The organism is Micromonospora sp. NPDC050397, assembly GCF_044901685.1.
Lineage (GTDB): Bacteria > Actinomycetota > Actinomycetes > Mycobacteriales > Micromonosporaceae > Micromonospora_G.
In genome coordinates this window covers 106,365-120,930 of record NZ_JBJDPS010000014.1, presented here as the reverse complement: position 1 = coordinate 120,930, position 14,566 = coordinate 106,365, and the positions used below count along the sequence as shown (strand labels likewise).

The 14,566-nt window shown below is 72.0% G+C and carries 11 protein-coding genes and 1 tRNA gene; 8 read left to right on the top strand and 4 right to left on the bottom strand.

All coding sequences use genetic code 11. From position 1 onward, the window contains the following. Positions 1-4: 4 nt before the first annotated feature. The 5 genes from ACI2K4_RS30235 (at position 5) to ACI2K4_RS30215 (ending at position 4,136) form a co-directional block, all read left to right on the top strand. On the top strand, positions 5-967 hold the full coding sequence (locus tag ACI2K4_RS30235) for a UTP--glucose-1-phosphate uridylyltransferase (protein ID WP_404516260.1): 963 nt from the start codon (positions 5-7) through the stop codon (positions 965-967). Beyond that, complete coding sequence (gene glp, locus ACI2K4_RS30230; protein ID WP_404516259.1) at positions 964-2,289, top strand: gephyrin-like molybdotransferase Glp; 1,326 nt, start codon at positions 964-966, stop codon at positions 2,287-2,289. The genes ACI2K4_RS30235 and glp overlap by 4 nt, the downstream gene beginning before the upstream one ends. Continuing rightward, complete coding sequence (locus tag ACI2K4_RS30225) at positions 2,286-2,927, top strand: GNAT family N-acetyltransferase (RefSeq protein WP_404516257.1); 642 nt, start codon at positions 2,286-2,288, stop codon at positions 2,925-2,927. Before glp ends, ACI2K4_RS30225 begins: the two co-directional genes overlap by 4 nt. 167 nt (positions 2,928-3,094) lie before the next feature. Further along, positions 3,095-3,910, top strand: coding sequence for a hypothetical protein (locus ACI2K4_RS30220; RefSeq protein ID WP_404516256.1), 816 nt, complete (start codon positions 3,095-3,097; stop codon positions 3,908-3,910). A 152-nt stretch (positions 3,911-4,062) separates the two neighbouring features. Then, positions 4,063-4,136 (top strand) — tRNA-Ala (locus tag ACI2K4_RS30215). Positions 4,137-4,257: 121 nt separating this feature from the next. On the opposite strand, the gene ACI2K4_RS30210 is transcribed toward ACI2K4_RS30215, so the two are convergent. Then, positions 4,258-6,165, bottom strand: a complete 1,908-nt coding sequence (locus ACI2K4_RS30210; protein WP_404516255.1) for a hypothetical protein — start codon at positions 6,163-6,165, stop codon at positions 4,258-4,260. 203 nt (positions 6,166-6,368) lie between these two features. Here ACI2K4_RS30210 and ACI2K4_RS30205 point away from each other — a divergent pair, with 203 nt between their 5' ends. After that, complete coding sequence (locus ACI2K4_RS30205; protein WP_404516253.1) at positions 6,369-7,304, top strand: threonine/serine dehydratase; 936 nt, start codon at positions 6,369-6,371, stop codon at positions 7,302-7,304. A gap of 27 nt (positions 7,305-7,331) precedes the next feature. On the opposite strand, the gene ACI2K4_RS30200 is transcribed toward ACI2K4_RS30205, so the two are convergent. Beyond that, a complete protein-coding gene (locus ACI2K4_RS30200) occupies positions 7,332-8,126 on the bottom strand; it encodes an alpha/beta fold hydrolase (RefSeq protein ID WP_404516290.1) in 795 nt (264 codons plus the stop codon). A gap of 352 nt (positions 8,127-8,478) precedes the next feature. Between ACI2K4_RS30200 and ACI2K4_RS30195 the strand changes: the two genes are divergently transcribed. Next, positions 8,479-11,025, top strand: a complete 2,547-nt coding sequence (locus tag ACI2K4_RS30195; RefSeq protein WP_404516252.1) for an NACHT domain-containing protein — start codon at positions 8,479-8,481, stop codon at positions 11,023-11,025. Continuing rightward, positions 10,976-11,497 carry a GNAT family N-acetyltransferase gene (locus tag ACI2K4_RS30190; RefSeq protein WP_404516251.1) on the top strand — a complete coding sequence of 174 codons (522 nt, stop codon included), beginning with the start codon at positions 10,976-10,978 and terminating at the stop codon, positions 11,495-11,497. Before ACI2K4_RS30195 ends, ACI2K4_RS30190 begins: the two co-directional genes overlap by 50 nt. On the opposite strand, the gene ACI2K4_RS30185 is transcribed toward ACI2K4_RS30190, so the two are convergent. Further along, positions 11,494-12,759: a D-alanyl-D-alanine carboxypeptidase family protein gene (locus tag ACI2K4_RS30185; protein WP_404516250.1), complete on the bottom strand. Its 1,266-nt coding sequence runs from the start codon at positions 12,757-12,759 to the stop codon at positions 11,494-11,496. The two genes, ACI2K4_RS30190 and ACI2K4_RS30185, sit on opposite strands and share 4 nt — an antisense overlap. Positions 12,760-12,878: 119 nt before the next feature. Further along, positions 12,879-14,489, bottom strand: coding sequence for an alpha/beta hydrolase (locus tag ACI2K4_RS30180; protein ID WP_404516248.1), 1,611 nt, complete (start codon positions 14,487-14,489; stop codon positions 12,879-12,881). Positions 14,490-14,566: the final 77 nt, after the last annotated feature.

The following is a 14,566-nucleotide window of genomic DNA, read 5'->3' as shown; positions in this document are numbered from 1 at the left end:
CGGCATGTCGGAGCATTCAGCGTCCCCAGGAACGACCTCGAACGCGACCCCCGGGCGGGCGGTCAAAGCGGTGATCCCCGCGGCCGGACTGGCCACCAGGTTCCTGCCCGCGACCAAGGCGGTTCCCAAGGAACTGCTGCCGGTGGTGGACCGTCCGGTTCTGCAGTACATCATCGAGGAGGCCGCCGCGGCCGGTATCCGGGATGTCCTGCTGGTCACCGGTCGGGGCAAGACCTCCATGGTGGATCACTTCGACCGCTCGCCGTCGCTGGAGGCGCACCTGGAGAAGAAGGGCGACCAGAAGCGGCTCGAAGCGGTACGCAAGCCCAGTGAGCTGGTCGAGATCTTCACCTCCCGGCAGCACGAGCCGCTCGGGCTGGGGCACGCGGTCGGCTGCGCCGAGTCGCACGTGGGCACCGACGCGCCGTTCGCGGTGCTGCTCGGGGACGAGTTCGTCGACCTCTCCGAGCCGCTGCTGCCGGCCATGCTCGACCTTCAGGCCCGCACCAACGGCATCGTGCTCGCCTTCATGGAGGTCAAGCCCGAGGAGACCAAGCGGTACGGCATCGCCTCGGTGGCTCCGGCCGAGCCGGAGCTGACCGACCTCGGCGAGGTGGTCCGGGTGACCGGGCTGGTGGAGAAGCCGGAGCCGGCCGACGCGCCGAGCAACCTCGCCGTCCTCGGCCGCTACATCCTGCCCGGCAGGATCTTCGAGGCGATCCGGCGTACCGGGCCGGGCAGCGGCGGCGAGATCCAGCTCACCGACGCGATGGCGACCCTGCTCGACGAGGGGACGCCGGTGCACGCGATCGTCTACCGGGGCACCCGGTTCGACACCGGCATGCCCCTGGGCTACCTCCAGGCCGTGGTGCAGCTCGCCGCCCAGCGCGACGACCTGGGCCAGGAGTTCCGGGAGTGGCTGGGCGACTTCGTCAACTCGGAGAAGTTCGGCGGGCGCAATACATGACAGCCACGGCCGATGCCGAGGCGGCCGCTAACGAGCTGACGCCGCTCGCCGAATACCTGGGCAGCACGCTGCGCAGGTTGCGAGCGCTGCCCCCGCTCGACCTCGACCTGACCCAGGCGTACGGCAACGTCCTCGCCGAGGACGTGGTCGCGCCGCACGCGTACCCGGCGTTCGACCAGGCCGCGATCGACGGGTACGCGGCCCGCTGGGACGACCTCGCGGGGGCCGGACGGGGCGGGTTCGGCCCGTCCGGCCCCCGCCTGTCCGGCGGCCGACCCGGCGACACCCGCCCGGTGCGGCTCAACGTCGTCGGTGACCTCGGGGCGGCGAGCTGGCGTCCGGTCCGGCTCACCCCGGGCTCGTGCTTCTCGGTCGCGGCCGGGTCGCCGCTGCCGATCGCGGCCGACGTGGTGGTGCCGGTCGAGTGGACCGACCAGGGCATGGCGGCGGTGGAGATCTTCCGGGTCCCCAAGCGCGGGTACGGGCTGCGTCGGGCCGGCGAGGAGCTCCAGGCCGGCACCCTGCTCGCCCGTTCGGGCGCGTACGTCTCCCCGGCCCTGGTCGCCGTCTTCGCCGCCACCGGGATCGGGCACGTGGTGGTCCGACCCAGCCCCCGGGTGGTGATCGTGGCGACCGGGGACGAGTTGGTGGAGGTGGGCCGGGGCAGCCAGCCCGGCCAGGTGGTGGACACCAACTCGCACGCGCTGACCGCCGCCGCGGCCGAGGTGGGCGCGCTGGCGTACCGGGTCGGGATCTGTGACGACGACCCCGAGGGGCTACGTGGGCTGCTGGAGGACCAGACCCTGCGGGCGGACCTGATCATCACCACCGGTGGCACCGGCACCGGTCCCGGGGACATGGTGCGGCGCATCCTGTCCCGGCGGGACGGCGGTCGGGCCGGGCCGGTGACCTTCACCGAGGTGGCCCTGTACCCCGGAAGCGCCCTCGGATTCGGTACGGTCGGTGCCGAGGAGGTACCGGTGGTCTGTCTGCCAGGTGAACCCGGGGCGGCGTTGATCGGCTTCGAGATGCTGGCCCGCCCGGCGATCCAGTTGCTCGCCGGTGCCGAGCCGGTGTTCCGGCCCAGCGTGCGTGCCCATCTGCTGGAGACCGTCTCGTCTCCCGGCGGCCTGCGCGAGTTCCGTCCGGCACACGTCGCCGAGCGGCGGGGCGGCGGTTACACCGTCCAGCCGCTGCGTGGCGGCCCGCACACCCTGGCCGGGCTGGCCGAGGCGAACGGACTGCTGGTGCTCGGCGAGCGGGTGACCACGGCGGCGGCCGGTTCCACGGTGGACGTGCTGCTGCTGGACCGGCGCCGATGAGCCTGCTCGGGACACCGGGCTGGCCGGTGGTGCTCGCCGACGGTCCGGTGGTGCTGCGGCCGTACAAGCGGGGTGACGCGGTCGCCTGGTCGGAGGTCCGGCGGGCGAACCAGTCCTGGCTGGCCCCCTGGGAGACCGCGCCCGCGGGTGGTTGGGACCAGCTCAACTCGCCGGTCGCGTTCCGCTACGTCCACCGCGACCAGCGCCGGTCGGCCCGGCGGGGCGAGAGCATGCCGTTCGCGGTCTGCCTGCGTGAGCACGGGCGGGAGCGGCTGGTCGGGCACATCAACCTGGGCAACATCGTGCGGCGGGCGTTCTGTTCGGCGTACGTCGGTTACTGGATCGACGCCCGGGTGGCTGGCCGGGGCCTGATGCCGACCGCTCTGGCGCTCGTCACCGACCACGCCTTCGGCCCCGGTGGGCTGCACCGGATCGAGGTCAACATCCGGCCGGAGAACGGCCCCTCGCGCCGGGTGGTGGAGAAGCTCGGCTTCCGCGAGGAGGCGTACCACCCGCGTTACATGCACATCGACGGCGCCTGGCGGGACCACATCGGGTACGCCATGACCAGCGAGGAGGTCGCGGCCGAGGGTGGTCTGCTGGCCCGCTGGCACCGGCTGCGTACGGTCGCTTCTTGATCATCCGTGACTGGACGTGATCGGCGCGGCGCGCGTTGATCCTGGTGCACCGCCCGTAACCTGAAGTAACTGGATGTGCGGTAACCGTCCGGTGGTCATCGGTGACCCGGCCAGCTCGGCGGGTGCCCGGCGGTCGCCACGGTTGCCCGACTTGGGTGACGGGAGGGGTGAGGGTGCCGGCCTCGGTGCTCCTCGCCGTCCTCGCCGCCGCCGGTCTGCTCGCCTTCGCGCCAGCGCTCGTTCGCCGGTACGACGCCACGGAGCGGCTGGTGGCGGAGCGGGCGCAGTCGACGGCGCGGGTGCTTCAGCGCCGGCGGCGACGCCGCACTGTCCCCGGACGACAGCCGGTGAACCCGTCCCGTGTTCTTACGGTTACTCTGCGCGGTGAGTCCCGGGCGGAGAACCCGGTCTACGGGTTGCCCGACCCGGTCTCCGCCCCGCCTGCGACCGGGCGCCGGGCGAGCCGGCTGCGTGCCGTACCCCGGTCCGGGGCGCGACCGCGACGCCGGCCGCGGACCCAGCGCCACACCCCGGCCGTCTACCGCCGCCGCCGGGTCTTCGCCGCCCTGCTCCTGCTCAACCTGGCCGAGCTGATCGGTGTCGTGGCGGTCAGCCCCGGCTTCTGGATCAGCTTCGCGGTCACCGGCACACTGCTCGTCGCGTACGTCGTACACCTGCGCAACCGGGCCATCGCCGGACGCCGACGCCGCCGCGCGCAGGCCCGCGAGGCGGCCTGGCTGGCCGCCCGGCAGGCCGAGGTACGTCGCGAGCAGGCCCGCCGCGCGGCGGCCCGACGGGAGGCGCAGCGCCGGCTGGCGGCCCAACGCGAGGCGGTCCGGCGCGCTGCGATGGGGCTGGACCGCCCGGACGACCTGCCCGCCGCGGCCTCGGGTGGCCGGACCCGGGGCTCGGTCTCCTACCGCCGCTCCGGTGGCCTGCGCGGTCGCCCGTACGAGGCGGGCCGGGGCACACACTCCGCCTGACCCGGGTCGGCCCGGATCTCGCCCGGTACGGGTCGGTCGAGCCGGCGCGCCGGGGGTGGATTCGCCCCCCGGGTGCCGCACCTGTTAGCCTTGGCGCCGGTTCGCCGTTGAGATTCGGACGGCGGGTCGATCGCCCGGCGCGAGTCGGGCGAGGGGTTGTGGCGCAGCCTGGTAGCGCACCTCGTTCGCATCGAGGGGGTCAGGGGTTCGAATCCCCTCAACTCCACCGCAACAAAAATGGCCAGCGGAGACGCTGGCCATTTTTGCGTGCTGTCCCCTTGATCGTGAAGAGTTCGGCCGGTCGCAGCCGGCCGAACTCTTCACGATCGTGATTGTCGATCGGGTGCTCAGGGCGTTGCGGCGACCTCGAAGGAGTGGAGGGTCGGGTACTCGCTGTACGTGCCGTCGGAGCTGATCGCGTATACGACCAGACTCATGGGGCCGCTCTCGGTCGGCGTCCAGGCGATCGTCGCCCGGCCGTCCGGACCGGCCGGCACCTGGATCGGCTCGCCGCCGCCGAAGCGGTACTGGTAGGTGGCGGTGTCGGTCCAGCCCGGCGGGGGCGAGAAGACGAACTCACCCGGAACACCCACGCCGCCGACCGGCTCCCAACTCGACCCGTAGACGTCGGACCGGACGCCGGGTCCCGGATCGAAGGAGGCCCACCAGTTCGCCTCGTCCGAGACGAAGCCGTTGCTGCTGTGGCTGCGGACCTTCACATGGTGGCCGTTGACGTCCGAGGCGTGGAACAGCAGGTGGCCGAACCCGTCCTCGTTTGCCTGGACCGTCTGGGGCTCGCCGCCGTCCAGCGTGTACTCGTACTCGGTGGCGGTGACCCCGTTCGCGGGCGCGAACCTGAGCTGCACCGGCTCGTTCCAGACTGGCGGACCGCCGACCGAGGTGACGGTCGGCGTGGAGTAGGGAACGCGGACCTCGTACGTCACCACCGGCGAGGCGTTTCCGGCCAGGTCGATCGAGCGGACGTAGAGTCGCTGCCCCCCGGAGCGCGGTGGGCTCAGGGTGACCGTCGCGGAGCCACCCGGGGTGGCTGCCCGAACGGTACCGGGACTGTCGAAGGGGTCCCGGCAGACCAGTTGCCCGTGGTCACCGCCGTACTGGCAGCCGTTGACCCCGAACTCCTGCCAGGAATAGGCGAACCCGGCGACATCCTTCTTGCCGTCACCGGAGAAGGTGAAGATGCCCGGCTCACCCACCGGAGCATCCACCCCGGTCTCCAGCCGGGGGTAGTTCGACGAGCTGACCGTCGGACTGGACGGGTTGGTCCGGTCGTAGGTGAAGTAGCACTTCTTCGACCACGCCGACACGTCGGCGCCGTCGCCGGTCCGGGCCTGCCAGACGTACGAGGTGCCGTCGACAAGCGTGCCCTCGGGCAGGCTGACCGAGTTCGCCCGGCCGGAGATGCCGTTCTCGCCGGTGAACTCGACGCGGTTCTCGGGCTTGCCGGTGGGCCAGATCGCCACCGTGGTGCGGATGTTTCCCGCGTCCTGCTCGTCCGCGTCCGAGCCGACGGCCTGGAGCAGGCTGCCGAAGTAGCCGAGCCGTGGGTACGGCTTGAGCGTGGTGCACGCGAAGCCGCCGTTGTAGAGGTGCTCGCTGTCCACGGTCGGCAGCGCGTTCGCCTGAATGCTGATGCTCACCGAGTTGTACCAGTTGAGTCGGCGGCCGTAGCTCGGGTCGGTCTCGTACTGCTCGGGCACCCGGATCTCGAACGTGACGTAACGCTGGCGCTTCTGCACCGCGTCCCGTACCGCGTCCGCCACCTCGAAGGTGATCGAGGCGGTCGGGCAGAACTCGGGGGTGAGGATCTCGTCGGTCTTGACCAGCGGTGCCGGTGCCCGGTTCCAGGTGGGAATGCCGACGACGGGCTTGGTGCGCCAGACCTCGATCGCCCGCTTCGAACAGTCGGCGGCGCTGCTCTCCCGGATGAACAGGTCACCGTCGTAGATCTTCGTTCCCTCGAACATGCTGATGTCGAAGGTGGCATAGACCCTGGAGGTGTGCACCGCGCCGGCCTCGTCGAGCCAGGTCCCGAGCGGCATGTGCTGTTGGTGGTCGTTCGGGTAGGCCGTCTTCGGCGTGGCCGAGTCGGTGTGGCCGACCTGCAGCGACGGTGGCCGTTGCCAGTGCGGCGCGGCGGCTGCCGGGGCGGTGGCGCCGATGACGGCGATACCGCTCGTCACCACCGAGAGTGCGAGCAGCGAGACCGCCGCCCGACGTACGCGATGTCCGATCAAAATGTACTTCCTCCCCGTGCGTTCCGCGTCGTCCGCGCGGAACCAGAAGGCATTGAAGTACACGTCATCAAGCAAGGCAAATGCCATTTTCGATTGGGTCCGTTCCGCCAGGATTCATGTTGACAAAGCGCCCCCGAGCTTTGACGCGTGGCCCTGATTACCTTCTCTGGTCGGGACCCGGGCACGGGGGGAGACTGCTGGGCATGGTCCAACGAGCAGACATCGACGCGGCGGCGGCCCGGATCGCCGGGCACGTGCGGCGTACCCCGGTGATCGAGATCGGTCCGGACGAGCCCGGCGGGCCGGGCTGGTTCAAGTGCGAGTTCCTACAGCACACCGGCACGTTCAAGGCGCGCGGGGCGGTCAACCGGGTGCTCGCCGCGCGCGAGTCGGGCGAACTCGACCCGGCGGTCGGCATCGTGGTCGCCTCCGGCGGCAACGCCGGGCTGGCCAACGCGTACGCGGCGCGGGCGCTGGGCGTACCGGCGACCGTGTTCGTGCCGTTGATCGCCTCGGCGGTGAAGGTGGCGAAGCTGCGGGCGTACGGCGCCACCGTGGTCCAGCACGGCAACGAGTACGCCGAGGCGTACGAGGCGGCGCAGAAGGCGGTGGCCGACACCGGGGCGGTCCACTGTCACGCGTACGACCAGCCGGAGATCGTCGCCGGTGCCGGCACGATCGGCACTGAACTGGTCGAACAGCTCGACGGCCGGGTCGACACCATCCTGGTCGCGGTCGGCGGGGGCGGGTTGATGGCGGGCGTCGCCGCCGCCACCGAGGGAGTCGCCCGGGTCGTCGGGGTCGAACCCGTCACCATCCCCACGCTGCACACCGCGCTCGCCGAGGGCGGGCCGGTCGACGTACCGGTGTCGGGGATCGCGGCGGACTCGCTCGGCGCGCGGCGGATCGGCGAGATCGCGTACGAGGTCGCTTGCAGGACCGGGGTACGGAGCGTACTCGTCTCCGACGACGACCTGGTCGCCGCGCGGCGGCGGCTCTGGGACGGGTGGCGGACAGCGGTCGAACACGGCGCCTCGGCCGCGTACGCCGCGCTGCTGTCCGGTGCCTACCGCCCGGAGCCGGGGGAGCGGGTGGCGGTGCTGCTCTGCGGCGCGAACACTGACCCGTCCGACCTGTAGCCGGGACAGCCGGCCGCCCCGCCCCGGTCAGGAGAGCGGCCGGCTGCCGACGAGCAGCAGGTCGGCGACGAGTTCCGGATCGTCGAAGGTCGGTATGTGACCGACCCCGGGCAGGCGCACCAGCCGGGATCCGGGGATCGCCCGGCGCGCGCGACGCGCCTGCCGGGGCAGGAGCAGCCGATCGCGTCGACCCCAGCCGATCGTGACCGGGACATCCAGGTCCAGGTGGCCGGCGAAGCGTGCCTCGGCGATGGCGGCCAGGTCGGCGTCGAGGCCCGGGGACGAGGCGAAGGCCCGCAACATGTGCGCTGCCTCCGGGGCGGTCAGCAACCACGACCGCCCGAAGAACTGGGCGCAGAGGAGCGTACGGCGCAACCGGCTGGCCATCACCCGGTCGGCGTCCGGCGCCAGCTTCCGGGAGACGCGCGCGGTGAGCCGCAGCGACGCCCGCAGGAAGGCGGCCTCCGGGTTGTCGTAGAAGCCGGCCGGTGAGAGCACGGTGACGGTACGGGCCCGACCGCGCCGGGCGAGTTCGAGTGCCAGCCAGCCGCCCATCGAGTTGCCGGCCAGGTGCGCGGTCGGCAGACCGAGCTGGTCGAGGAACCGCTCGACCGCGCCCGCCAGCGGCCCGATTCCGGCGGCGGACCCGTCGCCGGGCCCCGGTCCGATTCCGGCGGCGGACCCGTCGCCGGGCCCCGGTCCGATCAGTTCCCGGGGAGAGTCGCCGTAGCCGGGCAGGTCGATCGCGATCGTTTCGCGGTGTGCCGCCAGCCGGTCCAGGACCGGCTGCCACACCCGCCAGTCGCCACCGATCCCGTGGATCAGCAGCAGCGGTTCGCCGGCTCCCCGGCGGTCATGGTTGAGGGCTACGACCGGCTCCCGTGGCGTCGATGTCCGTCATTGTGTGGTCGGCGTCCGTCGTTATGTGGTCGGTGTTACGCCGATCGTCGGAGTCGGCGGACACCGATCGGCTCACCGGCGGAACCGGGTGTGCGGAACGTGAAACCGTGACCAGCAAATATCTGTCCACATTAGCGGTGTGAGCGCATCGACACCCCTCGTATCTTCGTACTCAGACCATCGGGCGGCCGGTCAGCGACACCGCTCGATCGGATGTGTCGTTCATCGGTGCACGCGGAGCGCAAGGGGTCCCACGGTGACAAGAAGGCGCCGGTTGCGGGTATCGCTCGTGACCATCGTCGGGGTTCCCGCCTCGCTGCTCGCCCTGTTCGGCAATGTCGCCACCGGCAGTATCGAGGTGCCGAAGTCCTGGAAGCCGTGGATCTGGGTCGTCGTTGTCGTACTGCTGGTGCTGGTCGCCGTGATCGAGGGCAGTCGGGCCCAGGCCAGCGAGCAGACCCGGCCGCTCGGGCGCCCGGTCGCCCTCGGCGAGGCGATGGAACAACTCGTCGACGCGGTCGGCACGCTCTGGCGGCGGGAGGAGGACCAACGCCGGATCAACGACCCGTTTCCGCTCGCCGTACGGTGGCGGCTCGCCGACGAGCACCTGATGGACCACTGGGCCAACATCCACCGGGCACCGCCGGGCAGCGACCCGAGGCCGTTGGAACTGGCCAGCCAACTCGGTGAGATAGTCGAGGTCTTCCAGCGCATTCCCTCCGGCCGGCTGGTCGTGCTCGGCGCCGCCGGCTCCGGCAAGACGATCCTCACCATGCGGTTCGTGCTCGGCCTGATCGACCAGCGGGACCCGGGCGCGCCGATCCCGGTGATCTTCAGCTTGGGCTCGTGGGACCCGAGCACGATGTACTTCGGTGACTGGCTGGTGCACCAGCTCATCCGGGACTATCCCGGCCTGGCGGCCCCGCTCGACACCGCCGGCCTCCCCGGTGAGCAGGCGTCGAGCCTCGCCGCCGCCCTGGTCGAAGCCGGCCGCATCCTTCCGGTGCTGGACGGTTTCGACGAGATCTCCGACGGACTGCACCGGGACGCGCTCAGGGCGCTCAACAAGACCGGCATGCCGATGCTGCTCACCAGCCGCCCGGAGGAGTACGTCGCCGCCGTCAAGGCCAGTGGGGAACTGCGCGCCGCCGCCGCGATCGAACTGCTCCCGCTGGAACTCGCGGACCTGGTCGGTTACCTGCCCCGGACCACCGGCAAGACACACGACGCCAGCGGTGGGGTCAGCACGGTCTGGGACCCGTTCTTCCGCTGGATCGGCGAGCACCGGGACGACCCGCACGCGGCGACACTGATCACCGCCCTGGACAGCCCGCTGATCGTCGCCCTGGCCCGGTCGATCTACAGCGAGGCCGCGAGCCGCGACCCCGGCGAGCTGCTGGACCCGAGCCGGTTCCCGACCCCGGAAGCGGTACGCGAGCACCTCTTCGTGGCGTTCGTCCCGGCGGTCTACCAGCAGCCGACCATCGACCGGATCTCCGCCGGCCACCGTTACCAGCACTGGGAGCTGGACCAGGTCCGGCGGTGGCTGGGCCACCTGGCCGGCCATCTCGACGCGCTGGACACCCGGGACCTGGCCTGGTGGCAACTGGGCAGCACGATCAGCCGCCCGTCCCGGATCGTGGCGTACGGGGTGCTGGGCGGGGTCGCGTTCGGCATCGTCGCGGGCATCGTGGCCGGGCTGGCGTTCGCGCTCGCCTTCGGGATCATGGGCGGGATCGCCTTCGGGCTGGCGGTCGAGGGTCCCAAGCCCACCCGGACCCAGGTACGCGTGCGCAGCCTGCTCCGCAACGCGCTGCGCGGGCTGACGTACGGGCTGGTCGCCGGGGTCGCCTTCGGCCTGGCCGGCGGCTTTGTCATCGGGCTCACCTACGGACTCGTCGCCGGCCCGATCTTCCTGGTCGTCTTCGGTCTCACCTACGGGTTGGCGATCGAGGAGGAACCGGACTCGTCGCTGGGCCAGGTACGGGTCCGCAGTTCGGAGCGGAACGTACTGCGCGGGGTCCTCTTCGGTCTCTCGCACGGGCTGGCGGTCGGGGTGCTGGGTGGGCTCACCGTGGGGCTCACCTTCGGACTCTCCGTCGGGCTGTCGGTCGGGTTGGCGGTGGGGCTCGCGCTCGGGCTCGCCGGGGAGCGCCCGGAACCGTCCCGTACCCAGTTGCGCCTGCGTGGCCGGGGCCGCGCCGTACTGCGTGGCCTGATCATGTGGCTGGCCGTCGGGCTCGCCATCGGTCTGGTGGTACGGGTGGTGCTCGGTCTGCTCTTCACCCTCGCCTTCGGCCGCGAGGCCGGCATGCCGGCCGGGTTGCTCGTCGGCATCGCGATCGGGCTGGCGGTCCTGCTCGTCTTCGGCTTCGGGGAGTTCACCGCCCCGATCGACGTACGCACCTCGGTGAACCCGATCGGGCTGCTCGCCGCCGACCGCCGCAACACCGTCCTCCAACTCCTGCTCTTCGGGCTGGTCTTCGCGTTCACCATCGGCTACCTCGGCGGGATCACCGTCGGCCTGCTCGGTGGCCTGCTGGGCGGGCTGCTCGGTGCCCTGCTGGGCAGCGCCTGGGGCCGCTGGCTGATCCTGGCCCGGTTCTGGTTGCCGGTCACCGGCCGGTTGCCCTGGCGTACGATCACCTTCTTCGAGGACGCCTACCACCGGGGGGTCCTGCGCCAGTCCGGTGCCGTCTACCAGTTCCGTCACGGACAGATCCAGCATCACCTGGCGGTCGGCGCCGGCGCCACGGAGAGGAATCCCACCGATGCCGGGCACGGCGGTGCTGGTGCGTCCGATCACGCCGGAAGACTGTGACGCGGTCGCGGAGATCTACGCCCACTACGTCACCGAGACCGTGGTCACCTTCGACGAGGTCGCGCCGAGTGTGACCGACTGGCGCCACAGGGCCGAGGCGCTGCGCGCGGCCGGGCTGCCGTTCCTGGTGGTCGAGGCGGCCGGGGAGGTGGCCGGTTTCGGGTACGCGAGCCAGTTCCGGCCGAAGCCGGCGTACCGGCACTCGGTCGAGGACACCGTCTACCTCGCACCCGACCGGACCGGGCGGGGACTCGGGTCGCTGCTGCTGCGTGCCGTCCTGGACGGTTGCGTCGCCGCCGGGAAGCGGCAGGTCGTCGCGATGATCACCGAAGGTGGGGAGCCCTCGATCGCGCTGCACCGCCGGCACGGCTTTGTCGAGGTCGGCCGGCTGAGGTCGGTCGGGTTCAAGCACGACCGCTGGATCGACACCCTGATGTTCCAGCGCGACCTGTTCGCCGCCCCCGTGGGTTAGGTGTCGGCCCGGGTCAGCCGGTCCCAGACCCCGGGCGACTCCAGCGGCTGGTCCGCGCGCAGCGGCGTACCGACCGGTGGCTGGGCGCCGACGGTGGCGACCACCCGGCCGTGTTCGGCACCGGCCGTGACCTGCCTCGGCACGGGCGGGAGCTCGGCGCCGAGCCGCACTTCGAGGCCGGGCCAGCCGATCACTTCGAGGTCGTGCCCGGCGCGCAGGCTGGCGCGGTCGTCGAGCGGCCCGCGTACGGTCGCCACCTCCTGCCCGGCCGGCACCACCGTGTGCCGGCCGAGCGCGGCCGACACCGCGCGGACCAGCGGCGTCGTCGCCGCGAACACCGACCGGAGCTGGGCCGGGGTGTCCTTGCCCGGCTGGCCGAGCACCGCGCCGACGACCAGGAACTCGGCACCGCCGACCCTCGTCGCGGCGGCGAAGACAAAGCAGCCGCCGGCCTGGTCGGTGGAGCCGGTCTTGACCCCGACCACGCCGTCCCGGCCGAGCAGGTCGTTGTAGTTGTTCACCGTGCCGGCCACCGGCAGGGTCGCCTTCGACTGGGCGACGATCTCCGCGAACGCCGGCAGGGCCATCGCCCTGCGGGTCAGGATCACCTGGTCGACGGCGGTGCTGACGGTGTCCGGGGCGAGCCCGGCCGGGTCGGTGTACCGGGTGTTCCGCATGCCCAGGCCGGTCGCCATCGCGTTCATCTTGGCGACGAACGCGGCCACGCTGCCGGCGTCCCAGGCGGCGAGGATCCGGGCCATGTTGTTCGCCGACGGCAGCAGCACCGCCTGCAACGCCTCCCGCTGGGTGAAACGCGCCCCCGCGACGACCTCGACCAGCGACTCGCCGCGCGCCTGCTCGGCCGGGTACGCCCCGGCCTGCTCGTTGCTGACGGTGAGGCTGGGCCCCGGCTCGCCGACCCGCAACGGTCGGTCGGTCAGCACCACGTACGCGGTCATCACCTTGGCCACGCTGCCGATCGCCACCGGCGTCGGTGCGCCGTGGCTGCCCAGGTCGCCGACCCCGTCGACGGAAACCGCGGCCTGACCGGTGGAGGGCCACGGCAGTTCCGGTGCCGGGCCGGGGATCCGGGTGGTGGCGGGCAGTGTGGGGGTGGCCTTTGGCCGGGGCGGGTCGTGCCAGAGCGGTTGGACCACCACCAGCGCGATCGCGACCAGGACCAGGATGATCACGGCGGGTAGCAGCAGCCGTCGTGGGCGCGGCGGGCGCGGCGCGGCGGTGTGGGAGGCCGTCTGGTACACGAGCGGTCTTCTTCCCCAACGCCCGCCAAACATGCCGCCCGAAAGGAAGGGCCCCTTGTTATCGCATTCAGTTGTACAAGGGGCCCTTCCTAACCAGCCGGCCGGGACCGGAGGGCGGGTCAGCGTACGGGCGGCATCGTCCAGGGGCCGGTCGGCGCGGGTGACTGGGCGGTCCGCTCGGCGGCGTACGGGCGGGCGGTCGGCGCGGGAGCGGCACAGACGGCGCCGTGCCGGGGGAGTGTCCGGTCGATCAGGTAGCGGTCGACAAAGTCGGTGAGGCACGGCGTACCGGGGTAGACGCCGTGACCCGGGCCCTCGAAGGTGACGAGTCGACCGTTGCGCCCCAACTGATCCGCGACGTTCACCGCCCACTCGTACGGGGTGATCGGGTCGTGCCGCGAGTTGACCACCAGCAGCGGCAGGTCGGTGCGTACCCGGAGCCGGTGCTGCGGATTGCCCACCGGACCCTGCCAGTCGAGACAGAGACCGGTGGCCATGAGAGCCGGCGCGGACCCCCGCATGTGCGGTGCCACCGCCCGGGACATCTCGACGTACCGGTGGAGCCGGGCCAGGCTGTCGACCGGCAGCGCCCAGTCCTGGCAGAACATCGGCATGGCGAACGGTACCGGCTCGTCCGCGGCCGTCCCGCCCCGTTCTCCCGTGCCTTCGGCATCCGTCGCCGCGTCCGTCGCGGCCAGGGTGGCGAGCCGGTCGGCCAGCTCCGACCAGCGCGGGTCGTAGAACGCCTGAAGCGTCTCGGCGCTCAGGTCGAACCAGGTCAGCGTCCGGCCGGAGCGGGGGTCGACCAGGTCGCCGGCCTCGGCGCGGCGCATCAGCCGGTCGAAGAGCCCGGGTACGTCGCGTCCGTGCAGCACACAGCCGGTCTCCCGGGCACACCAGGCCACGAACTGCTCGAACGCGTTCTCCGCGCCGACCGCCTCGGTACGGATGAACGCCGCCGTGCCGAGACTGTGGTCCATGACGCTGTCCAGCACCATGGCCCGTACCCGGTTCGGGTAGCGCTCGGCGTACATCTGGCCCATCAGCGTGCCGTACGAGGCGGCGTTGTAGCTGATTTGCCGTTCGCCGAGCGCGGCCCGGATCGCGTCCATGTCGTGCGCCACGTTCACCGTGTCGGCGTGATCGAGGAGCGGACCGGTGTGTGCCCGGCAGTTCTCGTACAGCCGGTGGTTGTACGCGACCATGTCGCGGTACGCCCGCTCGTCGGCCGGGACGGGGAAGGGCAACTCGGCCAGGAGTTGCGCCGAACAGCGGATCGGGTTGCTCCGGCCCACCCCGCGCGGGTCGAAGCCGATCAGGTCGAAGTGCTCGCGCACCTCGGCGCTGCCGTACCGCTCCGGACGGTCGATCAACGCGTCCACGCCGGAGCCGCCGGGGCCACCGGGGTTGGTCAGGAGCACTCCGATCCGGCTGGCCGCCGGCCCGGTGGCGGCGCGCCTGACGATCTCCAGCGGAAAGGTCGCGCCGCGTGGGCGGGACCAGTCGACCGGCAGGAGCAGGGTGGCGCAGCGCAGGTCGGCGCTGTCCGGCTGCTCGAGGCAGGGCCTCCAGTCGGGCGGCGTGGGTCGCCAACCGTTCGTGCTGGTGTCGGCCGTGCCGGGCTCGGCGCCGGTGCCGCCGGTCACCGCCCCGGCGGGTGCGGCGGCGACACCGAGTACGAGGACCAGTGCGGCCGTCACACCGACGGCGGCCCGGAATGTTCTTCGCATACGCGACAGCTCCAATCGACGGGTGAGCGCCCAGTCGAGCACGCGGTGCGACCCGTTCTGAAGAGCCGGCGGAGCAG